This is a genomic window from Vibrio rumoiensis, from assembly GCF_002218045.2.
GTDB classification, from domain to species: domain Bacteria; phylum Pseudomonadota; class Gammaproteobacteria; order Enterobacterales; family Vibrionaceae; genus Vibrio; species Vibrio rumoiensis.
Window position 1 is genome coordinate 15,727 of sequence record NZ_AP018685.1, and the last position, 26,455, is coordinate 42,181.

29 protein-coding genes and 1 pseudogene are annotated in these 26,455 nt (G+C 43.3%); 19 read left to right on the forward strand and 11 right to left on the reverse strand.

The window, feature by feature from the left end; translation table 11 throughout:
- Positions 1-156 precede the first annotated feature (156 nt).
- Together pepE and VRUMOI_RS00080 are read left to right on the forward strand one after the other, a co-directional pair.
- Positions 157-888 carry a dipeptidase PepE gene (gene pepE, locus VRUMOI_RS00075; protein ID WP_089138029.1) on the forward strand — a complete coding sequence of 244 codons (732 nt, stop codon included), beginning with the start codon at positions 157-159 and terminating at the stop codon, positions 886-888.
- Between the two features lie 317 nt (positions 889-1,205).
- Positions 1,206-1,643 carry an Hsp20 family protein gene (locus tag VRUMOI_RS00080; RefSeq protein ID WP_089138030.1) on the forward strand — a complete coding sequence of 146 codons (438 nt, stop codon included), beginning with the start codon at positions 1,206-1,208 and terminating at the stop codon, positions 1,641-1,643.
- A 71-nt stretch (positions 1,644-1,714) separates the two neighbouring features.
- On the opposite strand, the gene VRUMOI_RS00085 is transcribed toward VRUMOI_RS00080, so the two are convergent.
- The 4 genes from VRUMOI_RS00085 to glyQ all read right to left on the reverse strand — a co-directional run bounded on the left by VRUMOI_RS00085 (position 1,715) and on the right by glyQ (position 7,341).
- Complete coding sequence (locus VRUMOI_RS00085; protein WP_089138031.1) at positions 1,715-2,977, reverse strand: valine--pyruvate transaminase; 1,263 nt, start codon at positions 2,975-2,977, stop codon at positions 1,715-1,717.
- Between the two features lie 146 nt (positions 2,978-3,123).
- Positions 3,124-4,152, reverse strand: coding sequence for a potassium channel family protein (locus VRUMOI_RS00090; RefSeq protein WP_174208795.1), 1,029 nt, complete (start codon positions 4,150-4,152; stop codon positions 3,124-3,126).
- A 196-nt stretch (positions 4,153-4,348) separates the two neighbouring features.
- A complete protein-coding gene (gene glyS / locus VRUMOI_RS00095; protein WP_089138032.1) occupies positions 4,349-6,415 on the reverse strand; it encodes a glycine--tRNA ligase subunit beta in 2,067 nt (688 codons plus the stop codon).
- 2 nt (positions 6,416-6,417) lie between these two features.
- Positions 6,418-7,341: a glycine--tRNA ligase subunit alpha gene (gene glyQ, locus VRUMOI_RS00100; RefSeq protein WP_089138033.1), complete on the reverse strand. Its 924-nt coding sequence runs from the start codon at positions 7,339-7,341 to the stop codon at positions 6,418-6,420.
- 193 nt (positions 7,342-7,534) lie between these two features.
- Here glyQ and VRUMOI_RS00105 point away from each other — a divergent pair, with 193 nt between their 5' ends.
- Together VRUMOI_RS00105 and VRUMOI_RS00110 are read left to right on the forward strand one after the other, a co-directional pair.
- On the forward strand, positions 7,535-8,083 hold the full coding sequence (locus VRUMOI_RS00105; RefSeq protein ID WP_089138034.1) for a manganese efflux pump MntP: 549 nt from the start codon (positions 7,535-7,537) through the stop codon (positions 8,081-8,083).
- Positions 8,084-8,157: 74 nt separating this feature from the next.
- Positions 8,158-8,394: a hypothetical protein gene (locus VRUMOI_RS00110; protein ID WP_089138035.1), complete on the forward strand. Its 237-nt coding sequence runs from the start codon at positions 8,158-8,160 to the stop codon at positions 8,392-8,394.
- A 54-nt stretch (positions 8,395-8,448) separates the two neighbouring features.
- Here the strand turns inward: VRUMOI_RS00110 and tusA are convergent, their stop codons facing one another.
- Entirely contained in the window at positions 8,449-8,697 is a 249-nt protein-coding gene (tusA, locus tag VRUMOI_RS00115; protein WP_089138036.1) for a sulfurtransferase TusA, read from the reverse strand.
- A gap of 489 nt (positions 8,698-9,186) precedes the next feature.
- Positions 9,187-9,501 carry an iron donor protein CyaY gene (gene cyaY, locus VRUMOI_RS00120; protein ID WP_089138037.1) on the reverse strand — a complete coding sequence of 105 codons (315 nt, stop codon included), beginning with the start codon at positions 9,499-9,501 and terminating at the stop codon, positions 9,187-9,189.
- 95 nt (positions 9,502-9,596) lie between these two features.
- Here cyaY and lptM point away from each other — a divergent pair.
- The 6 genes and pseudogenes from lptM to yigB all read left to right on the forward strand — a co-directional run.
- Positions 9,597-9,692, forward strand: a pseudogene (gene lptM, locus VRUMOI_RS19690) (LPS translocon maturation chaperone LptM); the annotation flags it as partial.
- Positions 9,693-9,843: 151 nt separating this feature from the next.
- Positions 9,844-11,097 carry a diaminopimelate decarboxylase gene (lysA, locus tag VRUMOI_RS00130; protein ID WP_089138038.1) on the forward strand — a complete coding sequence of 418 codons (1,254 nt, stop codon included), beginning with the start codon at positions 9,844-9,846 and terminating at the stop codon, positions 11,095-11,097.
- 64 nt (positions 11,098-11,161) lie between these two features.
- On the forward strand, positions 11,162-11,992 hold the full coding sequence (gene dapF / locus VRUMOI_RS00135; protein ID WP_089138039.1) for a diaminopimelate epimerase: 831 nt from the start codon (positions 11,162-11,164) through the stop codon (positions 11,990-11,992).
- A gap of 27 nt (positions 11,993-12,019) precedes the next feature.
- A complete protein-coding gene (locus VRUMOI_RS00140; protein ID WP_089138040.1) occupies positions 12,020-12,739 on the forward strand; it encodes a DUF484 family protein in 720 nt (239 codons plus the stop codon).
- A complete protein-coding gene (xerC, locus tag VRUMOI_RS00145; protein ID WP_089138041.1) occupies positions 12,729-13,670 on the forward strand; it encodes a tyrosine recombinase XerC in 942 nt (313 codons plus the stop codon). Before VRUMOI_RS00140 ends, xerC begins: the two co-directional genes overlap by 11 nt.
- Positions 13,671-13,707: 37 nt before the next feature.
- Positions 13,708-14,436 (forward strand): 5-amino-6-(5-phospho-D-ribitylamino)uracil phosphatase YigB, encoded by a 729-nt coding sequence (yigB, locus tag VRUMOI_RS00150; protein ID WP_089138042.1) that lies wholly within the window; start codon positions 13,708-13,710, stop codon positions 14,434-14,436.
- Positions 14,437-14,507: 71 nt separating this feature from the next.
- Here the strand turns inward: yigB and VRUMOI_RS00155 are convergent, their stop codons facing one another.
- Both VRUMOI_RS00155 and VRUMOI_RS00160 read right to left on the reverse strand, forming a co-directional pair.
- Positions 14,508-15,131 (reverse strand): tRNA-uridine aminocarboxypropyltransferase, encoded by a 624-nt coding sequence (locus VRUMOI_RS00155; RefSeq protein WP_089138077.1) that lies wholly within the window; start codon positions 15,129-15,131, stop codon positions 14,508-14,510.
- A gap of 36 nt (positions 15,132-15,167) precedes the next feature.
- A complete protein-coding gene (locus VRUMOI_RS00160) occupies positions 15,168-16,208 on the reverse strand; it encodes a hypothetical protein (RefSeq protein WP_089138043.1) in 1,041 nt (346 codons plus the stop codon).
- 197 nt (positions 16,209-16,405) lie between these two features.
- Between VRUMOI_RS00160 and VRUMOI_RS00165 the strand changes: the two genes are divergently transcribed.
- Complete coding sequence (locus tag VRUMOI_RS00165) at positions 16,406-16,858, forward strand: EVE domain-containing protein (protein WP_089138044.1); 453 nt, start codon at positions 16,406-16,408, stop codon at positions 16,856-16,858.
- 79 nt (positions 16,859-16,937) lie between these two features.
- On the opposite strand, the gene VRUMOI_RS00170 is transcribed toward VRUMOI_RS00165, so the two are convergent.
- Entirely contained in the window at positions 16,938-17,771 is an 834-nt protein-coding gene (locus VRUMOI_RS00170) for a Cof-type HAD-IIB family hydrolase (RefSeq protein WP_089138045.1), read from the reverse strand.
- A 118-nt stretch (positions 17,772-17,889) separates the two neighbouring features.
- Complete coding sequence (locus tag VRUMOI_RS00175; RefSeq protein ID WP_089138046.1) at positions 17,890-18,873, reverse strand: alpha/beta fold hydrolase; 984 nt, start codon at positions 18,871-18,873, stop codon at positions 17,890-17,892.
- Positions 18,874-19,175: 302 nt separating this feature from the next.
- Here VRUMOI_RS00175 and VRUMOI_RS00180 point away from each other — a divergent pair, with 302 nt between their 5' ends.
- From VRUMOI_RS00180 to VRUMOI_RS00200, 5 genes are all read left to right on the forward strand, one after another.
- Positions 19,176-19,514, forward strand: coding sequence for a metalloregulator ArsR/SmtB family transcription factor (locus VRUMOI_RS00180; protein ID WP_089138047.1), 339 nt, complete (start codon positions 19,176-19,178; stop codon positions 19,512-19,514).
- Between the two features lie 36 nt (positions 19,515-19,550).
- Complete coding sequence (locus VRUMOI_RS00185) at positions 19,551-20,552, forward strand: ArsJ-associated glyceraldehyde-3-phosphate dehydrogenase (protein ID WP_089138048.1); 1,002 nt, start codon at positions 19,551-19,553, stop codon at positions 20,550-20,552.
- Positions 20,553-20,566: 14 nt separating this feature from the next.
- The gene (locus tag VRUMOI_RS00190) at positions 20,567-21,067 is read left to right on the forward strand and encodes a cyclin-dependent kinase inhibitor 3 family protein (protein ID WP_089138049.1); all 501 of its coding nucleotides are present in this window, start codon (positions 20,567-20,569) and stop codon (positions 21,065-21,067) included.
- A gap of 32 nt (positions 21,068-21,099) precedes the next feature.
- On the forward strand, positions 21,100-22,308 hold the full coding sequence (gene arsJ, locus VRUMOI_RS00195) for an organoarsenical effux MFS transporter ArsJ (protein ID WP_089138050.1): 1,209 nt from the start codon (positions 21,100-21,102) through the stop codon (positions 22,306-22,308).
- 102 nt (positions 22,309-22,410) lie between these two features.
- Entirely contained in the window at positions 22,411-23,454 is a 1,044-nt protein-coding gene (locus VRUMOI_RS00200) for an acyltransferase (RefSeq protein WP_089138051.1), read from the forward strand.
- Positions 23,455-23,475: 21 nt separating this feature from the next.
- Here the strand turns inward: VRUMOI_RS00200 and VRUMOI_RS00205 are convergent, their stop codons facing one another.
- A complete protein-coding gene (locus VRUMOI_RS00205; protein WP_089138052.1) occupies positions 23,476-23,811 on the reverse strand; it encodes a DUF2500 domain-containing protein in 336 nt (111 codons plus the stop codon).
- 159 nt (positions 23,812-23,970) lie between these two features.
- On the opposite strand from VRUMOI_RS00205, the gene VRUMOI_RS00210 reads away from it, so the two are divergent.
- The 3 genes from VRUMOI_RS00210 (at position 23,971) to VRUMOI_RS00220 (ending at position 26,430) form a co-directional block, all read left to right on the forward strand.
- On the forward strand, positions 23,971-24,342 hold the full coding sequence (locus tag VRUMOI_RS00210; RefSeq protein ID WP_089138053.1) for a DUF4145 domain-containing protein: 372 nt from the start codon (positions 23,971-23,973) through the stop codon (positions 24,340-24,342).
- A gap of 820 nt (positions 24,343-25,162) precedes the next feature.
- Positions 25,163-25,789: a lysoplasmalogenase family protein gene (locus VRUMOI_RS00215; protein WP_162598322.1), complete on the forward strand. Its 627-nt coding sequence runs from the start codon at positions 25,163-25,165 to the stop codon at positions 25,787-25,789.
- Between the two features lie 56 nt (positions 25,790-25,845).
- Positions 25,846-26,430, forward strand: coding sequence for a YhgN family NAAT transporter (locus VRUMOI_RS00220; RefSeq protein WP_089138055.1), 585 nt, complete (start codon positions 25,846-25,848; stop codon positions 26,428-26,430).
- Positions 26,431-26,455: the final 25 nt, after the last annotated feature.

The window sequence follows — 26,455 nt, forward strand, 5'->3', positions numbered from 1 at the left end:
TTTAGTCAAAAATTAATGATATCTAAAGCCCTTTGTTTCTTGCAAAGGGCTTTTTTATGCGCCACATCAATCGACTAATAATCGGTTGTACTAGACTATTTCGCATGACATTTGGTCGAGCTTTATTCATTGATTTATATATTTTGAGGAGCAGTAATGGATATCATGTTATTCAGTAATGGCAAATTGCCTGGTAATACTCGTTTACTGGAATTCGGTTTAGATTGGATTGAAGCGATGGTAAAACGCACCGGGGTGAAGAAATTTGTTTTTATTCCCTATGCGATGATCCGCAGTGATTATCAATCACGTGCTGATGACCTACAAAGTGTATTAGGTGAATGGGGTTGTGAAGTCATTAATATTGCCGCTTGTGCGGATCCTGTTGAAGCATTAAAGCAGGCAGAAGCTTTTATTGTGAGCGGTGGCAATACTTGGGTACTGAATAAAATGTTGCATGATAATGGCTTGATAGGGCCACTGCGCCAAGCGGTGTTAAAGCAAAATAAACCTTATATTGGCTGGAGCGCGGGGACCAATATTGGCGGGCCAACCATCTGTACTACCAACGACATGCCAATTGTTAGTGCTGCAATTCTACCATCATTAAACTTTGTTCCGTTCCAAATCAACCCTCATTATATTGAAGCGAGTGTTGAAGGCCACATGGGAGAAACTCGTGATGAACGGATTGCCGAGTACTTAATTATGAATCCACACCAAGTCGTGGTGGGAATTCCTGAAGGAACCTTATTGCACATTCAAGAGGGCCAGCTCAATTATTATTCTGCTAATGGTAAGCCTATGAAGTTATTTAAGTTTTCTGAAGAAGCGAGCTATTATCAAGTGGGTGATGATATTCAGTTCTTAATGGAGCATGGTTACTAAATTGCTTGTGTGAAAATTTAGCTCTATTGTTTTAAAAAATCAGTGCTTTTATTGGGCGCTGATTTTTTTTATGCAAAAACTTGAAAGTCATTTTTTCCATCCCTATATCTGTTTATGAAAGGAATGCCGCGCTATCTTTCGTGTAGAAGGATAAGCTCTAAGGTTGTGTGGTTAATGATAAGCCAACTAGAGTAGGGTTCCTGGTAACGCTGAATCTATTTCGCCGATAGGGTTATAGATAGGCACTTAAATCAAACCGCAAGCTTCGGCTCGGGTCGATTCTTTGCACACTATTGCTTAATTTAGAGGATAGTATTATGCGTAATGTAGACTTCTCACCTTTATACCGTAACGCCATTGGTTTTGATCGTTTATTAAACCTAATGGAATCAAATAACGCCAAAAATTCATCTGGCGGTTACCCTCCATACAATATTGAGAAACAAGATGAAAACCACTTCCGTATTACTATGGCGGTCGCCGGTTTTTCTGAAGAGAACCTTGATATCACTCAACACGAAAACATGCTGATTGTACGTGGTGAACGTCAACCAGAAGAAGGTAAAAACTACGTTTATCAAGGCATTGCTGAGCGTGATTTTGAACGTAAATTCCAACTCGCGGATTACGTAAAAGTGTTGGGCGCCGATATGGAAAATGGCCTATTACATATCGATTTGGAGCGTGAAATTCCAGAAGCGATGCAACCACGTAAAATCGCTATTAATGGTAAAGAGTTGCTAGAAAATAACTAATTTAGCAAACACATAAAGGAAGAGAAGGGTGCTGATGAGGCACCCTTTTTTATACTTGATATTTGAGAGAGTTAGTTACTTAGTTGATACGCCTTATTCACTTCTTCAGCAATAATTTCAATACCACGCTGCATATCTTGTTCATTTTGTACGTAGTTCATGCGTAAGCATTGATGGGCATGATCCCACTTTTCATCTTTATCTTGTTGGCCGAAGAAGAAGTATTCCCCCGGAACAATCAATACACCACGGGCTTTTAAGCGTTGGTAGAGTTCCATCGTGGTGATCGGCAGTTCATCAAACCATAGCCATAAGAAAATTGCGCCTTCCGGCTTATGGATTTTAAAGCGAGAGTCGGGAATCGCACTTTGTAATAGTTCTACCGCATGCTGCGCTTTATGTTGGTAGTAAGGTTTAATCACATTTTCGCTAAGTGGCAGCAAATCCCCTTGTTTGATCATGTGGGTGGCGATGGCTGGCCCAATGCTGCAAGGGGCTAGATTGATAATGCCATTAACATTGGTCATCGCCTGAGTCATGGCTTCGCTGGCAATCACAATGCCGCAACGCACGCCCGGCAAACCAAGTTTAGAGAGGCTCATGCACAAAATCGTGTTGTCATTCCAAAAGGGCGTGACCTCTTCAAAAATAATATTAGGGAAAGGCGTGCCGTAAGCGTTATCAATGATCAGCGGAATATTGTTATCTCGGGCTAGCTTATCGAGCTTACGAACTTCTTCATCCGTTAAGACATTGCCCGTTGGATTGGTTGGGCGAGAAGCGCAAATCGCCGCCACAGAGTCATCAATGTGCACTTGATCAAAATCGACATGGTACTTAAACATGCGATTATCCAGTAACTCTATTTCCGGGTGATAAGACACAAAGATATCTTCATCAATTCCGGCATCACTATAACCAATATATTCTGGTGCTAAAGGTAGGAGTATTTTCTTATGGCTACCATCGGCTTGGTGACCAGCAAACAGATTAAACAGTGAGAAGAAGGCGCTTTGGCTGCCGTTGGTCAGGCTGATGTTTTTCGGGCTGATATCCCAACCATAGGTTTGCTGTAATAAGTCCGCTAACGCTTGGATAAATACATTTTTGCCTTGCGGGCCATCGTAGTTGGTCATGGCGGCAATCAGTTCGCCATTATTGAGCATTTCACAGCTGGCTTGTTTAAAGTAATCGAGCATTTGTGGAATGGCAGCGGGGTTACCGCCACCGAGCATGATGGCGCCTGGAGTGCGGAGGCCATCATTAAGATCATCCATTAACTGAGTAATGCCTGAGTAGCGATTAAACTTGTCACCAAACTGAGAGAACTGCATATCCTTTACATCCAACGTTACGGTTTGTTATTGAATGTTGAACATACCTGATTGTGCTATTGAGAGAAAGAGGGAACGATAAACACGTGCAACAAAAAAGCCATAAAAATGAGTCATTGCTTTAGTGGATAGGTGATCGTGAGGAGTTAAACAAAGGTTTTCCAATCAATCCCACTAATGCGCTCATCGGCGATATACACCAGCACATCGTCTTTTTTTATGGTGTGCTCCAATGGTGGGTTGAGTGTTAAGCCGTCACCATGGTTTATCGCAATTAAAATTGCATCGTATTGCTGTTTAAAGCGCGAGAACACGGTATTAAAGCTGGTGGGCTGTCCTTGGTATTTGACCATGTATTGAGTCATGCCAAGCGCATTATTGACCAGTTCGTAATGCAATTGGCTTGAGCCGGGATCGACCGCCGATTTAGCGATCATTTCTGAGGCAATTGAAGGAATGCATTCGACGTTTTTGCAGTGTTGCTTGAGTAGTGTGCCTAGATGAGCATCGCGGAAGTAGGTGACAATATGCGCATCGGGGTTTTCATTGGCGCAGTTCAAACCGGCCGCCATGATGTCGTTGTCGCTATCGAGATCAATAATGATGGTTTTAGCTTTTGAGACTCCCGCTTTGGCCATGTCATGTTCATCGGTAAATGAGCTGACATGAACGAACTCTACTTTGCTGGGAAAAGGGTTTTCAATTTGTTGTGCTGAACACAACACAATATCTTGATGACTGCTTTTGATTTCATGTAGCAGCATTTCGATTAGGTGAGGAGTACGTTGTTCGCTCCAACCTAAAATTAAAATATGATTTTCTACATTCACTTTTCTGTGCCCCATTAATCGTGCTTTCCATAGTTGAATAGCGTTAGTGGCCAAACGTCCGATGACCATGGCAAATAAACCCACCCCACCCGGAATAATAAATAATGCCGTGACCCATTTACCCATTTCAGTTGTGGGCGACATATCGCCATAACCGACGGTAGAGCCAGTTACCATGATGTAATAGATGAAATCTGCGAAGGGAGTGAGTGCCGTTTCATTGGCGAGATAAAGCAGGCTCCATGAAATCGTCAAATAAACCAATAACGCGAACAGTAAATTCTGCCCGGTTAAGCGGTTAAATTTAGCGGTTATCCAGCGATGTAATAACTGCAATATTGGCACTAATTAGAATCCTTTCAAATGATGATACCAACCTTACCAACTATCTGATCACCCTTGCTTGCTAAAAGTGTTTGACCATCTAATGAGTGTGATTGGTATTAAAAAGCCCAAGCTACATTGAGTATAGCTTGGGCTTAATCTTAATGCTTTTAATCAGTTAACAAAGCGATGTTTTGTTACCGATTAATTCTAATGCTTATTTTTGCAGTAAAGAGATGTCCGCAATCTGCAAGAACAAGTTACGTAAGTTGTTCAGTAGAGTCAGGCGGTTCTTTTTCAGCGCTTCATCGTCTGCCATAACCATCACGTTATCGAAGAAGGCATCAACCGGCTCACGAAGATCTGCCAACTTGCTTAGCGCTTGTTGGTAATCACCTGTCGCAAATGCAGGTTCTAATGCTTCGGTCATCACTTCAACGTTTTCAGCTAGGGCTTTTTCGGCATCTTCTTGCAGTAGAGCAAGGTCGATGTCTGCGCTTAGTTCGCCATCGAATTTCGCTAGGATGTTACCCACACGTTTGTTAGCCGCGGCAAGTGCTTCAGCGGCATCTAAACCACGGAAGTGCGATACCGCTTTAACGCGCTGGTCAAAATCCAGTGGTTTAGTCGGGCGACGAGCCAATACTGCTTGAATGATATCAACGCTAAAGCCTTCATCTTGATACCAAGCGCGGAAACGGCCTAACATGAAATCTAATACGTCAGCTTCAACGTTAGCATTAGTCAGTTTGTCACCGAGAAGTTCTTTGGCTTTCGCGATCAGCACCGTGAGGTCTAGGTTGTAACCTTTCTCTACGATAATGCGCAGAATACCTAAAGAGGCACGACGTAGTGCAAATGGATCCGAACCTTTTGGTGCTTGGCCAATGCCGAAGATGCCGACTAAGGTATCCAGTTTATCGGCCATCGCAACAGACGCTGCCACATCCGAGCTTGGCAAGTCATCACCAGCAAAGCGAGGCATGTATTGTTCGTTAAGTGCCACGGCGACTTCTTCGTCTTCACCGTCGTGACGAGCGTAGTGCATGCCCATCACACCTTGAGTGTCGGTGAATTCAAATACCATAGAAGTCATCAAATCACATTTAGCTAATAGGCCTGCGCGTTTTGATTTCTCAACGTCGGCACCAATTTGCTCAGCAATAAATCCGGCTAATTCAGTGATGCGGTCGGTTTTGTCTTTGATGGTACCGAGTTGCTTTTGGAAAATCGCGGTTTCCAATTCAGGAAGGTGTGATTCCAAAGTACGTTTACGGTCGGTATTAAAGAAGAATTCGGCATCCGCTAGGCGAGGACGAACCACTTTCTCGTTACCTTCGATCACTTGACGAGGGTCTTTTGATTCAATGTTCGATACGAAGATGAAGTTTGGTAGTAGCTTCTTATTGTCATCGTAGACAGGGAAGTACTTTTGGTCGCCTTTCATGGTGTAAACCAAGGCTTCTGAAGGCACTTTTAAGAACTCTTCTTCAAACTTAGCGGTTAATACCACTGGCCATTCAACCAAAGACGTCACTTCTTCGACTAGATCATCTTCCAGATCAGCCGTACCGCCAACCGCCGCCGCGGCTTTTTGTGAATCTCGTAAAATGATCGCTTTACGTTCTTCGTAATCGGCCATTACTTTGCCTTTTTCAGCCAGTAATGTTGGGTATTGATCGGCATTGTCGATAGTAAATTCACGTTCACCCATGAAACGGTGACCACGAATAACACGATCAGAAGCCACACCTAGGATTTCACCTTGGATAAGCTCATCGCCAAATAGAATGGTTAATGTTTTCACTGGACGAATAAATTGGGTTTCTTTGTCACCCCAACGCATTGGCTTGGCAATCGGTAGGTTAGCCAGTGCTTTGGCTGCCATATCGACCACTAGGTCTTTGACTGCTTGGCCTTTGACTTCTTGCTTATACAGTAGCCATTCGCCTTTGTCGGTTTTCAAGCGGTCTGCTTGTTCAACCGTAATGCCATTACCACGCGCCCAACCTTGAGCTGCTTTAGTTGGATTGCCATCGGCATCAAACGCTTGAGCAATCGCAGGGCCACGTTTTTCAACGATTTTATCTTGTTGGCTTTCAGCCAGTGAGCTTACTTTTAGCGCCAAACGACGAGGTGCGGCGTACCATTTCACGCCTTGGTGCTCAAGATCAGCCGCTTTTAGTTCCGCTTCAAAGTTGCTAGCAAACGCTTCAGCTAAGGTGCGAAGTTGCGTTGGTGGTAACTCTTCGGTGCCGAGTTCAATTAGGAAATTCTTAGCCATGATTACTTCTCCTCAGCTTGCTTGTCTTTACACATTGGGAACCCTAGCGCTTCACGAGAAGCATAATAAGCTTCTGCGACGGCTTTGGTTAAGTTACGAATGCGTAAGATATAGCGTTGACGTTCAGTCACCGAAATCGCTTTACGAGCATCAAGCAAGTTAAACGCATGACCGGCTTTTAGAATGCGCTCGTAAGCAGGAAGCGGTAGAGGTTTTTCAAGTTCAAGTAAGTGCAAACATTCTTTTTCACACTGATCGAAGAAGCTGAATAGGAAATCAACATCGGCGTGTTCGAAGTTGTAGGTGGATTGTTCCACCTCATTTTGGTGGAAGATATCACCGTAGGTTACTTTACCTAATGGGCCGTCGGTCCAAACTAAGTCGTAAACCGAATCAACACCTTGAATGTACATCGCAAGACGTTCGATACCGTACGTGATTTCACCGGTCACAGGCTTACACTCTAGACCACCCACTTGTTGGAAGTAAGTAAACTGAGTCACTTCCATGCCGTTTAGCCACACTTCCCAGCCTAAGCCCCATGCGCCTAACGTTGGGTTTTCCCAGTTATCTTCTACGAAACGAATGTCGTGTACTAATGGGTCAATGCCAAGCACTTCTAATGAGCCTAGGTACAACTCTTGAATGTTGTCAGGAGAAGGCTTGATGATCACTTGGAATTGATAGTAATGCTGAAGGCGGTTCGGGTTTTCACCATAACGGCCATCGGTTGGACGACGTGATGGTTGAACGTAAGCGGTAGCAATTGGCTCTGGACCAATCGCGCGAAGGCAGGTCATCGGGTGAGAGGTACCTGCACCTACTTCCATATCTAAAGGTTGAACAATGGTACAGCCTACTTGGGCCCAATAATCCTGCAGCGCGAGGATCATCCCTTGAAAGGTTTTGACGTCGTATTTTTGCATAGTCTTTTTTGCCTACTAAATCGCGCGATTTTTAACTGAAAATTGTGTAGCAGTATAGCGAGTTCACTTATTCGCCTCAATCTATGATTGCAGTAAATGCTTTATTGATTGAATGAAAAGCAGGGAACTTATATGCTTTTGCGACAAATAAGCCTTAAAACGGCAAAATAATAAAGAATAGTGAGAATAAGCAATGTTGGATGTGGTGTTGTTAGCCCTAGCGTTAAGTATGGATGCTTTTGCGGTATCGATTGGCTTGGGGGCCAAGTTAGGGACGCAAACCCAAAAGCCAAGTGGTTTGGCATTGAAAGCGGGCATTTACTTTGGGGTCTTTCAGGCTTTGATGCCTTTTATTGGATTCTTAGGTGGCCATGGGGTGTTGGGTTGGATTGAAGATTATGCGCCTTATATTGCGTTTATATTATTGTTGTTTATTGGCGCCAAAATGATTTACGAGTCATTTGTTGAAGGTATTGAAGAAGATATCGCGCAAATCACTCACCGTGTGATGTTAACTCTGGCGATCGCCACCAGTGTTGATGCGATGGCTGCTGGTTTCAGCTTACCACTATTGGATGTTAACCCATTTTTAGCGTGTGCTTTGATTGGTATTGTGACGTTTTTATTCAGCTTTATCGGTGTGTTTATTGGGCGTAAAAGTGGCACTTGGCTTGAAAGCAAAGCGGAGTTATTGGGTGGCATTGTTTTGATTGCTATCGCCTTTAAGTTTTTATTGGTTTAGTGATGTTTAATTCATCTATTTGTCATGCTTGTCACTATACTATTTATATACCCTATAAATAGTGAGGTAATGCGATGTTGACACGTTACGCAGGTATGACCCCAAAGAGCCAAAGTTACTTATTTACCTTTGGTTTGGCATTAACACTAATCGGTATGATGGTCACAGATATGTGGTTGCCGATGGTGGCGGGGGCGATTATTTTGGCCGGACTGGCGGTTGAGTCTTGGATTCGCATTCTTTACATCATTCCAATGAAGAAACAGTTAACTGAATTGACGGTGCGGCTAACTCGGCTTGAACGCAAATAAGCTCAATACTGATTCGATGACGGCGGTCTATCCTTGGTTAAGGATAGGCCGTTTTTAGTTTAAACCTTTTTTGATCGCGAACAGGTACGGCAGTTCGTCAGTACTCGCGTGTAATAGTTGGTGATCCATAAAGCGGCAGAAGCTCGGAATGTCACGAGTAGTCGATGGATCATCGGCGGTGATTAATAATATTTCGCCATCTTGCATGGTACGAATGGTCTTTCTGACCATCATCACAGGTTCTGGGCAGCGCAAGCCTAGAGCATCCAATGTTTTACTGGCGTTTTTAGGATCGAATGACATAACCGTTTAACTCCTAGGGTCTGTTGATCTTTGGTGGTTAGGTTTTGTTCGAGATAAAAGCGTTTTAGGCGAGGCAAGTCGATTGTAGCCTAGTATTCTAAGTAAATGAGACTTAACGAAGCATAAAGCGTTTTTAGCCGAACCCTTCGGGTAGCGTTTGTTGGGCATTTGTACTGCGTTATCGACTCCTCGTGTAGGCTAGCTACACCACGGAGTCTCTGCCTTGTTCAAATACCCAACAATTCGCTGTAAAACAATCACGAAAGGTCAACAGACCCTAGTGTGATGTGTGACGAAAAATGAACCGAGATAATACCGATGGAGAAAAAAAAGGCAATTTTGATTTAGTAAACCATGGCTGGTTGACTAGAGTTTATACAAGGGACTCGCTCCTGCTTCCAATCTGAATTTATCTTAATTAGCTGATTTGCTGCCGCTATTCGATTATCTACGAATAGCGGTTTTCTTTTTTAAGCTTTGGCGACTAAATTATATCCACTCAATGGTTTCGTTAGCGTGCCTTTCACATTCAGTTTTCACTAGGCTGAAAAGCTCTGCGCCCGTTTTTGAGCAAATCCACTCGCCATCATTATATTTAAAGTGATAACCGCCCGATTTTGACGCTAACCAGATTTCATGCATCGGCTCTTGGCGGTTAATGATGATTTGGCTACGGTCTTCAAACTCGAGGGTCATTACATTTCCTGACACGTCATAATCAATATCGGCGCCAGAATCATCAATTGCTTCTTCAATTTTCGTCATCTGAATATCGACTAATTGGTGGAATTCCGTATCGTTCATTGGTTTGATCCTATTGGTTGAGATAGCTTGGCTATTGCTTTTCTTGTGTGTGGTGCGATTATAGGGGGCATTGAATGATTAATCACGATATCACGATGAAAAAAACAACTTTTAGCTTACTTGCGTTAACTCTACTTGGCTTAGCCGGTTGTGGTCAAACTGGCCCTCTTTACTTGCCTGATGAGCAGCCTGAGCCAGTGAATACCGGTGAAGTTTCTATCTCAGGCTCTGATGGAGGCTCTGTGACAGTGAAGCCAGTTGAAACGACGCAACCAGAACCTGCAACAGACCCTAACCAGCCTGCAGAGGCTCAAAAAGCAGAATAGAATAAGGAAGAGAACATTGGATTTTTTTAATTATCAGGATGATGGTCAGCTGTGGGCTGAAGACGTCTCTCTTACGCAATTAGCGCAACAATATGGTACGCCACTTTATGTCTATTCTCGTGCCACTTTAGAGCGCCATTGGAAAGCATTTGATTCTTCGGTGGCCGATCATCCGCATTTAGTCTGTTATGCGGTGAAAGCCAATTCGAACATTGGTGTATTGAATGTGCTTGCTCGCCTAGGTTCTGGATTTGATATCGTGTCTGGTGGTGAACTTGAGCGAGTGATTGCCGCCGGTGGCGATCCGAAAAAGGTGGTGTTTTCCGGGGTAGGTAAAACACCCGCTGAAATGAAACGCGCATTAGAGCTTGGCATTAAATGCTTTAACGTTGAGTCAGAGCCTGAACTTGAGCGATTAAATAAAGTCGCGGGTGAGCTTGGGGTGATTGCTCCGATTTCTTTACGTATTAACCCGGATGTTGATGCGCATACTCATCCTTATATTTCGACTGGTTTACGTGATAATAAATTTGGTATCGCGTTTGATCGCGCGCCACAAGTGTATAAGTTTGCTAGTAGCCTAGAGAATTTAGACGTACAGGGTATTGACTGTCATATCGGTTCTCAATTAACCGATCTTGCGCCGTTTATCGATGCCACCGATCGTTTACTTGCGTTGATCGACCAACTGACTGAACAAGGCATTAATATCCGTCACCTTGATGTCGGTGGTGGTTTAGGCGTGGTGTATCGTGATGAGTTGCCCCCACAACCTTCCGAGTACGCAAAAGCCTTGCTATCTCGTTTAGAAAACCATGGCCATTTAGAGTTAGTGTTTGAGCCGGGACGTGCCATTGCGGCGAATGCCGGTGTACTACTAACCAAAGTAGAACTACTCAAACCTACTGAGCATAAAAACTTTGCAGTGATTGATGCGGCGATGAATGATTTGATTCGTCCAGCGTTATATCAAGCTTGGATGGATATTGTGCCGGTTGCTCCGCGTCAAGGCCAGCCAACCACTTATGATTTGGTTGGGCCTATTTGTGAAACTGGAGACTTTTTAGGTAAAGACCGTGAGTTAGTGCTTGAAGAGGGTGATTTACTGGCAGTACGTTCTGCTGGCGCTTATGGTTTTGTGATGGCTTCTAACTACAATACGCGTGCTCGTGCAGCTGAAGTAATGGTGGATGGCTCTGCTGTTCATCTTGTTCGTCAGCGAGAAGCATTAAGCAGTTTGTGGGAATTGGAAAATATCCTACCAGAATAAACCTAACAGCTTACGCCCTAACGATCGATTCGTTAGGGCGTTTTATTTGAATTAATGAGGCGATATGCATTTCCATTTTTCTAAAATGCACGGTTTGGGTAATGACTTTATGGTGGTCGATTGTATTACTCAAAACATCTTCTTTTCACCTGATTTGATCCGCCGTTTGGCCGATCGCCATACTGGTGTCGGTTTTGATCAATTATTGGTGGTAGAAGCGCCCTATGATCCAGAAACCGACTTTCATTACCGCATTTTTAATGCTGATGGCAGTGAAGTGGAACAATGTGGTAACGGCGCGCGTTGTTTTGCCCGTTTTGTCCGCATGAAAGGCTTAACCAATAAATACAGCATTAATGTCAGCACTAAAAAAGGCCGTATGGTGCTGAAAGTTGAGAGTTTAGATTCGGTGACGGTCAATATGGGCCAACCGATTTTTGAGCCAAGCAAAATCCCGTTTAAAGCAAAACAAGCAGAAAAGACCTATATTTTACGTGCCGGTGAACATACTTTATTTTGTGGCGCGGTAAGCATGGGTAACCCACATGTGGTGACCATTGTGGAAGATGTCGAGTCTTTTGATGTCGATAATATCGGCCCATTAATGGAAGGGCACGAACGTTTTCCTGAGCGCGTTAATGCCGGTTTTATGCAAATTATTGACCGTCAAAACGTTAAGCTACGTGTATACGAGCGTGGCGCAGGTGAAACGCAGGCTTGTGGTAGCGGCGCGTGTGCTGCGGTGGCAATCGGTATTGATCAAGGAGTACTTGATCAAGAAGTGACGGTACAATTACCGGGCGGTAAGTTGCGTATTTTCTGGCAAGGCCAAGGTAAACCGTTATACATGACCGGCCCTGTGGCGCATGTGTATGACGGCCAAATTAGCTGTTAATAATACATTTAAAATATAGAGTGAGTGATGCAACCGGATCATTTGACTGCCGAAACGGTAGCAGAATATTTAAAAGATAATCCTGATTTCTTTTTACATCGTCCTGAGCTGGTGGACCGCTTAGCGATTTCCCATCAGCATCAAGGCGCGGTGTCTTTGGTGGAAGTACAAATGCGCCGTCAACGTCAGCGCATTGAAGAGCTAGAAGAAGATATCACGCAAATGATGTCTTTGGCGGCCAAAAATGATCGTACGTTTCATCAGTTGATGGATTTGCAAAAGTCGTTACTCGCTTGTCAATCAATCGCAGCGCTTGATCAAGAAATCATGCAATATAGCCGCAAGATCGGCTTAAAATCTCACCTTTTATTGCTTGATCATGCTAAGACCGATTGGCATTTATCATCCGAGACCTATAAACGATTTGTCACCAACCATCTCAATGGTAAAGATGCCTACCTTGGGCGTTTAAATCGCCAGGATCGCTACGCGTTATTTGGTGGTGATCGTTTTGCCAATAATGAAATGTCTGAATTAGGCTCTTACGTAATTTTGCCTTTGGCGGCGCATAATAAAAAATTAGGTTTATTGGCTTTTTCTAGTCAAGAAGGCGGCCATTTCCAACCCGAAATGGACACTTTATTTTTGCGTCACCTGACCGAATTAGTCACTTTTATGGTTCAGTTGCTGGATGAGCAAGTGGAATCGAGCGAACTAGAAACCTTAAGTTGCGCCAATGAATCCTAATTTTCCTGCGAGTTTAGCCTCATCACTGCAACGTTTTTATGATTATTTGCATCATGAAAGAGGCTTAAGCGCCCATACCCAATCTAACTACCAGCGTCAGTTAACCATTATGACTCAGCAGTTAGTTGATTTAGGGGTAACGGACTGGCAGCAAGTAGATGCGGGTTGGGTTAGGCAATTGGCCAGTAAAGGTATGCGTGAAGGGTTAAAAGCCAGCAGCATTGGTACGCGTTTATCGTCTTTGCGTAGCTTCTTTGATTATTTAATCTCGATTGATGAATTAACGGCCAACCCAGCGAAAGGGGTGTCCGCGCCGAAGAAAAAACGCCCATTACCGAAGAATTTAGATATTGATGAAGTGGGTCAACTACTTGAAGTGAATGATGATGACCCATTATCGATTCGCGACCGCGCGATGATGGAACTGATGTATGGCGCAGGCTTGCGTTTAGCGGAATTAGTCAGCATTGATACCCAACATGTACAATTAAGCGTCGGTGAAATTCGCGTTATTGGTAAAGGGAACAAAGAGCGTAAAGCGCCTTTTTCTGGCCAAGCCAAACAATGGTTAGAGCGTTGGCTTACTGTGCGTTCGAGTCTGGCTCATCAAGAAGAGCCGGCGTTATTTGTCTCGAAACGTGGTACTCGGATCTCGCATCGCAATGTGCAAAAACGTATGGAAGAATGGGGCATTAAGCAAGGCGTTTCGAGTCATATCAGCCCGCATAAATTGCGCCACTCGTTTGCCACTCATATGTTGGAATCCAGTGGCAATTTAAGAGCGGTACAAGAGTTGCTTGGCCATGAAAATATCTCCACCACCCAAATCTATACTAGTTTAGACTTTCAGCACTTAGCGAAGGTTTATGACAACGCGCACCCGAGGGCCAAAAAGAGTCGCTCGTCATCCAATTCTGAATCGGACGATTAACCTTCTATCCCACACTAAATCAAACTAGGAGCTACCTATGTCATTACGCTTTTATCGCAATATTCCCACCATTAAAGCCATGACGTTTGATTTAGACGATACCTTGTACGATAACCACCCTGTGATTGCTGGGCTTGAACAAAAAACCGCAGATTGGATGCATCAACATCACCCCATCAGTCAAAACATGACGCATCAAGAGTGGCGTTGGCTGAAACTCAAATTAGCTGAACAAACCCCTTTTCTACAAAGTGATGTTTCGGAATGGCGCTTTCAACAAATTCGTCAGGGATTAATGCATTTGGGCTACGATGATCCTAAAGCCTCCCAAGCGGCGAAATCGGCGATGGATCAAGTGGTGATTTGGCGTCATCAAATTGACGTGCCTGAGCTTACCCACCAGGTGATGTCTCAACTCAAACAGCAGATGCCATTGATCGCGATTACCAACGGCAACGTCAACCCAGATAAGATTGGCCTTGGTGCGTATTTTGATTTGGTACTTAACGCCGGCCCAGATGGTTGGGCAAAACCACATGCTCAAATGTTTGATACGGCTTTGGCGCATTTAGGTTTGCCGGCTGAACATGTCTTACACGTAGGAGATAATTTAATTTCAGACGTCGCAGGTGCGAAACATGCTGGTATGAGTGCCTGTTGGATCAACGATTATCAAAAATCGCTCAAGCATGAAGATGATGGGCGAGTGCTGCCGGATGTGGAGATCACCACGCTTGAGGATTTATTGGTTTTACGTAGCTCGTAGCTAGGGCGCTTTGCTTCTCGTGGCTCGGAAAAGGTCGCGAGTGGCGAGAACGCTGTGCTGCGAGACACACCCTAGTCTCGAGAACCGTAAACCAAATGCTGCCTATCTGCCTCATACACCGTTAAAAACAACTCAAAATACTGTTGCAATGATGAGAGATCATTTTGTGGCTCTCGTTGCTGTAGCAGTGATATTCCAACTTCACAGGTACATAGATTGCCTGCTGCTTGATTGCGGCGTAGGCGGTAATTTGACGCTTGTTCACTGGCTAACTCCACTTTCGGTAAACTCTGCAACCACGGGCTTTTATTCAGCATTTTTTTCGCTTCTTGCCAGGTGCCATCCAAGATAATAAATAATGGTTGGCTTTTCCCTTCACGGATGTTTATCGAAGTCTTGAATTCGCTCGCTTTAATCGCATCTTCACTTGGAAACAATAAATAACTGGGTTGTTCAGCCATTTGTTTTACTAGTTCAGCTGGTGGGTTAACGCGATCCCAAACATGCACTTGGCAATGAGGTAAGCTGTGAGCGAGAAGTTTGCCGGTGTTAGTGGCGCGCTTGCTTTCATTCGGGTGAGTGAGTAGAGCAATTTGCGTCGTATGATCAAGCATAGGGCGTTGAGCACAAATACATTGATAACGTAGACCGCAGCGTGGACAAGCTACGGTCTGAGTGGAGTGTACTGAAGACATATTAGGGGCAACTGAATCGATAAACACCCGAACAGTTTACATTTTTATCCCTTGCTGCGCTGCACTGATATTGTCAGAGAACAAGGTGACGTTGCCTTTTTTATCGCTAACAGGGGCCGTCGAAGCATTGATTGGGTAGCTGACGCCAGTGTATTCCATCACATGATTGGCCGCTTTGGCGCCACCGCCACTGACTGGAATAATTAAATCACGCCAGCCAAAGTGATGATAATTGCTGACTTGAATCGGCGTGCGTACTTGAGTGATACGACTGTTAAAACGCCATTGGTCGTTATGATTTTCAAACATTAAAACCGTACAACCGCCAGAGCCACACCAGTCAGTTAAGATAAATAACTCTGGTTTTTTATCGTTATTTAGATCATAAGTCAGCCAGCGATAGCGGTTGCCTTCTGGGTTGGTTTTGTTGATTTTAAAGTATTGGCGCAACGTGGCATCGACTTTGGCATCATATTGATTGCTGCCTTTAATGCTCGCAACCGCTAGCGCATCAACTGGGCCTTGGGTGCTTTGGGCTCCCGCTTCGACCATAGTCGTTTCGACTTTCATTTTTTGCACTGTTAAGCCATCAGTGCCTAAGTTATATTCGCCACCATTAATGATTTCTTTTTGTGCTTTGAGTTGAAAGCCGTTTACGCTAAACACTCGTAGCGCTTTCATTTTAGTCTCGGCATGTTGAGTCATTAATACGTGCACTTGCTGATCTTGTTGTTGCCAATAACCAGTTTCAATTAGGCTTTGATCGCCATTTTGATACTCATAACGCGTCGTCGCGCTGTGATCGGCATTAAGCTCTAATGTGGTGGTTAAACCGGATTGTGGTTTGCTTTGATAGGTGCCGACGAATTGCTCGGCCACCTTGTCTTTTGCTTGTTGTTGACTGACTAGGATGAAGTCTTGCTCTGAAATGTCGTTGTCTGTAGAAGGTTGGGCGTCGCTACTGGCCATTTCTACGGGGGCACTTTGCGCCAATAATTGCGGTTGATCCGGTTGGCTGGAACATGCACTGAGTAACAATAGTGCAGAAAAACTCAATGGGATTGTATAAGCCTTCATGGTATTTTTATTCCTTAATTATACGCAGCCAAATGATTTATTTAACGACGGTTATATCTTTCGTACTAGAAGCGGCAGTTTTGTTGGCGGTGTTGGTTCGCCTCACTGCAACTTCAATGAATTTGGGTATTTTTCTCGATATCCCTAAGTAACGTCAAGGTTATTTAATAGACTGGCAGCAAAATAGAAGGTTCATTATGGCATATTGGTTATTTAAAACTGAACCGGACACCTTTTCGATTGATACTTTGCGAGTGCAAAATGTGTCGTGTTGGGAGGGAGTCCGCAATTATCAAGCCCGCAATATGTTGCGTGATGAAGTGAAAGTGGGGGATGAGGTGTTGATCTACCATTCTTCCTGCAAAAAAATCGGTGTTGCAGGTATCGCCAAAGTGGTGAAAGCTGCCTACCCGGACCATTTTCAATTTGATCCCGAAAGTCCGTATTTTGATATTAAATCCGATTCGAGTAACCCTCGTTGGGTGATGGTCGATATTGAGTTTGTTCGCAAAACCAGTCGCATTATTAGTTTGGCTGAAATGAAAACAATGCCTGAACTAGACAACATGCCGTTAGTCAAAAGAGGAAATCGTTTGTCGATCATGCCGGTGACAGAATTTGAATGGCAGGCGATTTTAGATAAAGAATAGAATTGAAAGAATATATAAAAATGGCAGCTGAATTTGAGCTGCCATTTTTGTTGTAGGGGAAATCACTCTCTGTTGGGAATTAGAGTAAGTGGTCTTCTAAATAATGCGCGACCGCTTCATCTGAGCTACTACCAATCACTTGATTGTTTGGTAATGCTTTCATGACTTTGTCGTGAGCCGTCCCCATGATCAAGCCTTTATGCGCTGCGGCCAGCATTTCTACATCATTCATGCCGTCACCAAAGGCGATGCAATGCTCCAGTTCTTTGCCGAGCTTGTTCGCAACCGCCAACAAGGCATCGCCTTTCGACACATTTGGCGCCATCATTTCTAAACACCATGGCGTTGAGAACGCGATACTGATGCGATCACCAAATTGCTCTTTAAGTTGCTGTTCATAAGCGGCGAGGTGTTCGTGCTCTGGGTGGGTAAAGAATAATTTCGCAATGTCTTCAGTGGGGGCGTTATTCACATCAAATAATGAATAATTAAAGCCCGATTCTTGGTGATGTTTGCTGAGCTTAAGATCTTCTTTGTCGGTTAACCAATCGTTGCTGCGATAGATATGAATACGATGAGTTGGATCTTGTTTGATGATATCGACAATCGGTTGAATGACATCGCCAGGTAGGTCCTTGCTGTACAGTAGCTCGTTATCCGGTGAGTGAACGCGAGCACCATTGGAGGTGATCATATAAGCCGGAATGCCAGCACTGGCACGGAAACTTTCCACATCAACATGATGGCGACCGGTAGCAAAGATAAAGGTCATGCCTTGTTGGTGCAGTTTTTTGAGCGTTTGTTTGGTGAAAGCACCTAAGGTGTGATCGGGCAACAATAGCGTGCCATCGAGATCAGATGCCACAATATGTACATCTTGTAGAGCAGATTGAGAAAGCGTGTTGTTTGACATATTGCCTCTATGGAGTCTTAGCTGAATAAAAAGAGTTTACGTTAATTGTTGATGAAAAAAGAGGGTAAAGGTTGGGTAGTTCGTTTCCTCTTTTTATCTATTTAAAGTGATTAGAAGATTAAGATTGCTGCGCAAAAAAGGTCAAGCATTGTGCCAGTGCTTGGCTGCGCAGTTCATCGGTTTCAAAAAATAATTCGTGGCGCGCACCCTCAATCACCGCAAGCTGTGCAGTATTGGGTTTGGCTTTATTCAGTTTATTAATGAAGCGTCTTTGGGCGGCATTATCGACGATGGTATCTTGGCTTGCTTGCATCAAGAGTACTGGTAAATTCAATTTATGCGCCTCTTGACCACAGCGCTTGGCGGCCTGTAACGATTGATTTACCCAGTGACTACTGACGCCGCCGAGTTGTATCTCTGGTTGCTGTTCATATAAGCCGCGAAACCATTGGTAACGCAGCGCGCTATGCGTGAGATCGTTGGTTTCAAATGGCTTGTTCGAATATGGCTTTTGGCCTGGCGCATAAGTCGGGTTTGGGCTGCGAGATGACATCCATTTGGTGAGTGGGCCAGAAATCGGTCGCAAATACCATTGCATTTGGATGCCAATCATTGGTGCGCTGAGTGCAATCGCATCAAACTGATGATCTGGGTGAGTTTGCAGATAGCGAGTCGAGATCGCACCGCCCATCGAGTGAGCTAAAATAAAGCGCTTTTGGTAACGACTTAAATCAAACGCTTCAACGATATGATGCAGGTCTTTAATGTAGTAGTCGAAATGTTCAACATGACCGAGTTGTTTATCGGCGCAGCAACGTTCAGAGCGGCCTTGACCACGATGATCGTATGAGTACACGTCGTAACCTTGTTCGACTAAATCCCAAAATAATTCTTGGTACTTATAAACACTTTCAATACGACCATTGACCAATAAAATCGCTTGAGTATTTTCCGGGCGAGTGAATGACACCCAATACAATTTCTTGCCTTGTTGGCCTTCAATAAACCCTTCATTTCGTGATTGCCAGAAAGGCGTTAAGGTTTGTTGGGAAAACTCAATTAACCCTTGTTCACGTTGCCATGCTTTATTGTGCTTAATCATATTCGGCTTAATCTTTATTCTGCGTCAGATTGGTTTGAAAGGTGCCTACATTCCTTCGCCAATCTTCCTTGTCTAAAGGTTTGGATGATAGCTCTGAACTCTGCATCTTGAAGTCACTTGGGTATAACTATGCCACTTTTTGGTCGTCTTCCGTAGTTTTTTCTTACTTATCGATGGTCTATTTTTCAGGCTGATTTTTATTCTTTGAATGTGAATTTTTGATGACAATGTCGCAGCTGACTTGTATTTATTATTTTTAAATATGAATATATGGATATCCGTATATTAAAGGTGAGTTAGCTATGTTGCCACATCAGTTTTTTAAAATGTTATCTGACGAAACGCGCATACGTTGTTTGTTATTGATTGCTCGTGAAGGGCAGTTATGCGTGTGTGAACTGACAGAAGCATTGCAAGAAAGCCAACCGAAAATTTCACGTCATTTAGCGCAATTACGCCAATCCGGATTATTGGTTGATACGCGTAAAGGTCAATGGGTGTATTACCAACTAGCACAAGATTTACCCGGTTGGTTGCGTAAAGTGGTTGAGGGGTTAAAGCAATCTCAATGTTTACAACAACAGTATTTACAAGATAGTGAACGCTTACATCAAATGGTCGAAAGACCGGTGTGTTGTTAATAAATTTGAATGTAATTTTAGAGAAAGGAAGATGAAATGACGATTAAAGTGGGCATTAATGGATTTGGCAGGATTGGTCGTTTGGCGTTACGTGCCGCATTTGATTGGCCAGAGCTAGAATTTGTGCGTATCAATGATGTGGCAGGTGATGCGGAGACGTTAGCGCATTTATTGGAGTTTGATTCGGTGCAAGGCCGTTGGGCGCATCGTGTTACCGTTGAAGGCCAATCTATGGTGATCAATGGTAAGAAGATTAGCGTGACGCAACAAAAAGACATTCAAGTGGTCGATTGGTCGGATTGTGATGTGGTGATCGAAGCCACGGGTGTGCATCGTAAAACTCGCTTCCTTAATCAATACCTAGAACAAGGTGTCAAACGTGTCGTCGTGTCAGCCCCTGTAAAAGAAGAAGGCATTGCCAATATTGTGGTGGGGGTTAATGAGGATATTTTCGATCCGCAGCAACACCGTATTGTAACGGCGGCTTCTTGTACCACGAACTGTATTGCTCCGGTGGTCAAAGTGATCCATGAAAAGCTGGGAATTGAGCAATCTTCTTTTACCACGATTCATGATTTAACCAATACGCAAACCATTCTAGATGCGCCGCATAAAGATCTGCGTCGTGCGCGTGCATGTGGCATGAGTTTAATTCCAACCTCGACCGGTTCTGCGACGGCTATCGTGGAAATTTTCCCAGACTTAAAAGGTAAGATTAATGGCCATGCTGTACGCGTCCCACTGGCCAATGCATCGTTAACCGATATTGTGTTTGATGTGAAGCGAGATACCACAGCCGAAGAAGTGAATGCGTTATTAAAAGAAGCCTCGCAAGGTGAGTTGAAGGGCATTTTGGGGTTTGAAGAGAAGCCTTTAGTGTCGATTGATTATCGTGGCGATCAGCGTTCGACGATTGTGGATGCATTATCCACCATGGTAGTTGGGACTCGCATGGTGAAAATCTACGCTTGGTATGACAATGAAATGGGCTACGCCACTCGCACTGCGGAGTTGGTTCGTAAAGTTGGCTTGGCTTAAATAAGGAGTATCCAATGACACATCCAACATGGCTATTGCCGTTAAATCAACAAGGTTCAGGGTTAGTGCTTACTCCGTGTCCAGGTACTAAAGGTGTTGATTTGTCTTCATCGTTAGAACAATTAAAGTCACAAGGTGTGACGGTTGTGGTGACAGCATTAAGTGATGAAGAGCTCGCTGAGAAATCCATTGAGCAATTAGGTGAGCAAGTACAAGCGTTAGGTATGCAGTGGTTTCAATTAGTGATTGAAGACGATTGTGCTCCGGATGCGAGCTTTCAGATGAAATGGGACGCGGTTAGTCCTCACATTCAAGCAGCATTACACAATGACCAAAAAGTGGCGATGCACTGTATGGGCGGCTCTGGTCGAACCGGTTTGCTGGCTGCACATGCTTTGCTTGAACGTGATTGGATTCTTGATGATATTGTTCGTGAGGTAAAAGCATTGAGACCGGGGGCGTTTAGCAAGCCCGTTCAAGTGGAATACATTCAGCAAGTGGCGGCTCGATACTAGAGACTCGACCCTAGACAAGGAATCGATAAACCATGTTTGCCCATTTAGATCGCCAAGTTCGCCAGTACATGTTGGTGACGTTTAATTATTGGAACTTCACCTTAACCGACGGCGCTTTACGCATGCTGGTGGTGTTGTATTTCCATGATTTGGGTTACAGCACGTTAGCCATTGCCTCATTATTCTTGTTCTATGAATTCTTTGGGGTGGTGACAAATCTGGTCGGGGGCTGGTTAGGCGCTCGTCTCGGGCTAAATAAAACCATGAATATTGGTTTGTTTATGCAAATTATGGCTTTGTTGATGTTAGCGCTTCCTAACCCGTGGTTAACGATTCCTTGGGTAATGGCAGCCCAAGCCATGTCAGGTATTGCCAAAGATTTAAATAAAATGAGTGCCAAAAGTGCAATCAAAACCTTAGTGCCTAATGATCAACAAGGGGCGCTCTATCATTGGGTGGCGGTGCTGACTGGATCAAAAAATGCTTTGAAAGGCGTGGGGTTCTTTATTGGTGGTCTATTGCTATCTTTGATGGGATTTCAGTCTTCGATGCTGCTGATGGCGAGCGTGTTAGTGCTGGTATTATTCGGTAGCTTGAACTGGCTAGAAGCGGATATAGGCAAAGCCAAATCGAAACCAAAATTCAGCCAAATGTTTTCCAAGTCTCCTGCTATCAATATCTTATCTGCGGCACGAATGTTTTTATTTGGCGCGCGCGATGTGTGGTTTGTGGTCGCGTTGCCAGTATATCTTGGTAGTGTATTTGGTTGGCCACATTTATGGGTGGGTGGCTTTTTAGCGTTATGGGTGATTGGTTATGGCTTTGTACAAGGCTTGGCACCTAGACTGACCGGTAAAGCCAAAGGTAAAGTGCCCGATGGTCGTGCGGCTTTGTTATGGGCATTCGCTTTAACCATAGTCACTGGTTTAGTCGCTTATGGGGTGCAACTGCAATGGCAGCCGCAAATGGTGATTGTGGTTGGCTTGTTGATTTTTGGCGCGTTCTTTGCCGTTAACTCTTCGCTGCATTCTTATTTAATTGTCAGTTATGCCAAGGGCGATGGTGTCTCTATGGATGTTGGCTTCTATTATATGGCAAATGCAATGGGGCGTTTGATAGGTACCATACTCTCTGGTTGGATATTTCAAATCGCGGGGCTTGCGGCATGTTTGTGGGTGTCTTTTGCCTTTTTAGCGCTGACTTGTGTGATTTCGATGTGGCTGCCTAAGCAAGGGCATTGATAAACGTCACATCACCTTTAGGTTAAGTTTTGGTCAGGTTATAGCTATGCTGTCATGGTTGTTTTATGGTGGATCAATAAAGCAACCATGGAGTGACACTTTATGCCGCCAGTGAGCCAACCCGCCCAGTCTACTCAGCCAAGAGTTTTCTTCTTTGATTTATTGCGGTGTATCGCGGCGGTTGCCGTTATTACGATTCATGTGCTTGGTCCTTATCGTGACCAGTTCGGTGTTATTCCTTTTTCAGACTGGGCCACGGCGGTCAGTGTCAATAGTATTTCACGTTGGGCGGTACCGGTATTTATCATGATATCAGGGGCGTTGTTACTGAGTGATACTCGTCCGTTTGATTTTAAATATTATGTGCAGCGTCGTTTAGGAAAGGTGCTGATCCCGTTTGTGGTTTGGTCGGTGTTTTATGCCTACCTTTCAGGTTGGGGATTAAATGGGTTTGATGCTGAAGTGGCACAATCGGTATTGAACGATGGCCTTCATCATGAAACTTACTATCATCTTGGCTTTTTCTACTACTTTCTTCCGCTATATTTAGTTATTCCTTTTTTTCAAATTCTAGTGCAAAAAATTGATAACACTGGGTTGCTTGTCTTGGTGATGTTGTGGTTGCTAACCACGACTTTCTTCTTATCTGGTTTCGATGGCCCATGGAGTAATCAATATTACTTATATAGTGGTTACTTATTGCTGGGGTATGCGTGTTATCAAAAATTACCGCTGGATAAATCTTTAGTCATTGGTGTGAGTGTACTTGGCATTGCTGCGTTAATAGTGACAGTATTGATGGTGATTAGCGGTAGTGTCGAGGCGAATGAATACACGGTAGGACGTTGGCTCTCTTATAAAACGCTCAATACGGTATTAGCCGCTACAATGATATTTATGCTAGGGCGTTATTTTGGTGAGCGTTTATCCGGAAAAGCGAAACAATGGGTCGGCCTAATTAGCACGCATAGTTTGGGGATCTATATTTTGCACCCATTGTTTCTGTGGCCAATGAAAACGTATGGTTGGTATCAAGGGCACCCCGCTTGGGTTATTCCGGTATGGGTTATCTTAAGTGGCGCTGGTGCATTGGGATTGAGTTGGTTAATTGCCCGCTCTGCTAAGACTCGTTGGTTATTACCATAATCGATGACCTTCACCTGTGGTTTATGATTCTCGTTGTAACGAAAAATGAAGAAATTGGTCGCCTCGATAAGTGAGTATGCCTTTATCTCCAGGGTTCAATGCGCTGTAGTAGTGAATACCGATTTTAAATTCACGTTTCGGCCCGACAGGCAGCTTTTGGACATAAATCCAATGTTCTTGATCTTCTTGCCCTGGTTGAGCTTCTGGTATATCAATGGTTTGTTTATCGATCACCATAACTTTAACTTGTTGCTCTGGAGCTTCTTGACCGAGATTATGTTTTTGATGAAATCGATAAAACATCCATGCCGCGAGGCCGATGAGTAGAATAACGCAGAGCAATAAAGTAATTGGCATGGTGTTTAAAAACCTTTGATAGTGAAACGTTCGGTAAATATTAACGAAGTCAGTGGAATAAATCGTGATCTAGGCTCGCTTTTATCGATGTGTGACTGGTTTTATGCGGCTGATGTTGGTTTATTCTTATATATGATTCATGGCTAAGAGGTGTGTAGAGTGTCCGATATTGAAAAAGTGGTTTTACATACTCGTCGCTTAGAGCGTTTGTTGAGAGAGCAGTATCATGCTAAAGGGCAAGGTTTGCTTGAATTAACAGAGAGTTGTTCGAGTCGCTTACCTCATGATGTAATGAAGAAAATTCATCTGATTGCAGAAATTCGTCAACAAATTTTGGATGAGGATGAAACGAATATTGAGTCAACAACGGCTTTTGTTCAAGCTTGTATTGAATGTGAAAAAGAATTAACGCCAAGAAGTGGTCGTTTTATCTGGGGAGTGGCGATTTTACTGATGATCGCAATGACACTCGGGGCGTTGCTATTTTATTCTATCCACTGGGATGTAGTTGCTCAACATTTAAAACTGTAATAGAGTTTTAATTTAACTGATTGATTAAAATAAAAAAGGACGCTTTTAGCGTCCTTTTTTATTTCAAGAATTTTATTAAGAAATCATTGGTAAAGTCATTAAACCAACCATTACTGCAATTAATACCAATCCTTGTCTCTGAGATGTAGTCATGTGATAACTTCCTTCTGGTTGATTAGATATGCAGCTAATATAACAAAAAAAATGCAGTTGATCTAGATCTATTTGATATTGGCGCATAAAAGTAAGTTTTATGTCAGAAATTTCCTTGATTGTGACCATTAAATTTTTTTGTTTTTATTTTTGAAAATCATCATTCCAATTATGGTTGGTTTGTTTTTTTGTTTAAGTGGTTGATTTTATTTATTTATGTTGTTTTTTGTTATGTTTTGATTTGTCATGGTTTTTTAAACTCTTTGTTTTAAAGGGTAGTTGCCATGACCCTTGGTTTAATCGTTTAACTTGGTTTGTAATTCATTTTCTACTGGTTGTTGAGTGTATTTATCGGGTCATGGGGTGTTTTAAATCGTTTCTGAATCAACATATTTTTTATATTTAATGATTGATGGTTTTTGATACAGGTTTTTTATCTCTAAGTTATTGTTATTTATTTTGTTTTATTGGTTGTGTAATTAGTGTTCGGTAAGAGTTCGATTTTTATGGCTTAGGTCGTTGTTTTTACCCATTGTGGGGTTTTATCTGGGTTAGCTATTTGTTGTGATGGAAGCAAAGCTGGATGTTGTGTTTGTTTTGCTATTTTCACCTTTACCTTACGTTAGCCTCTCTCTACACTAAGTTGATAAATAGAAAGGGGAAACGTATGTGGTATTGGCTATTAATGGGGGGGGTATTACTACCCATACTTTTGTTTATGAAGTTAAACCAACCCAAATGGCTGGCAGCCTCTAAGCTATTATTTTTTTGTAGTTTGATTGGATGTTTATTGGTACAGCCTGACGTTGGTCGCTTACCTTGGTTGTGGTCGCTCTCTGCGTTAGTTTTCTTTACCTTCTGTTATGCAGTGGAAGAGTGCATTCCTCGATATCGAATACTTCAATTGTTCTTTTTTTCGATTGCTTGCCTTTGTTATAGCCTAAATTTTTGGTCGCAGGTAGAGACGTTAAGTTGGTCGGTTGCGATCGCTTCTTTTGCACTTGTCGTGGTCGTTTTTTTCTTACTGTTGCCATTGCTAGATAGTTTTGTGCTACCAGCGTCAATGGTTGCTTTAATTCTATGGCAATTACTATGGGCATCTGGTGAGCTGTGGGATCAGAATCACTCACTGTTAAATATTAGTGGTTTGCTCGGCACCTTATTATTGTCTATATCCGTGCTTATTTGGGAGCTTCATTATTTTAGAAAGCCTTTTAAGCATTCCTATGGCTGGATTATGTGTTGTTACTTTAGTGCGCATATTTTCATTGTTGCGCCATTGGTTCTTAGCTAACAAAAGACTGGCTTGATACCTCGCCCATCATTGTATTAATTTAAATCGGATTTTTTATGGAAATTTTATCAGCAGCAGTGATGTTGTTTTTGATCATGGACCCGTTAGGTAATTTGCCCGTCGTACTTTCTATTTTGAAGCATTTAGAACCGAAACGTCGCCGAATTGTCTTGGTGAGAGAATTGTTGTTTGCTTTGGTGATCTTGTTACTTTTCCTTTTTGCGGGTAAATCGATCTTAGGATTTTTGCATGTAAAAGCGGAAACCTTGAGTATTTCGGGTGGTTTGATTTTATTTATTATTGCCATTCGAATGATCTTTCCTCAGCCCGGTGGCGTGGTGGGGTTAGCGGCTGGTGAAGAACCCTTCTTCGTGCCTATGGCGATCCCTATGATTGCGGGGCCCTCTGTGATTGCCTCCTTATTGTTACTGTCAACACAATCGCCTGATCGAATGTTAGATTGGTCGATTGCAGTCTTTCTTGCATGGGGCGGCACGTTTTTGATTTTAATGTTCTACAGTTTTTTCCATCGAATATTGGGAGAAAAGGGCTTAAAAGCGATTGAACGTTTGATGGGGTTATTACTGGTGATGATGTCGACACAAATGTTTTTGGATGGACTTAAGCAATATTTGGGTTAAAGGGTTTGCTGTCTGATAAGTAAAA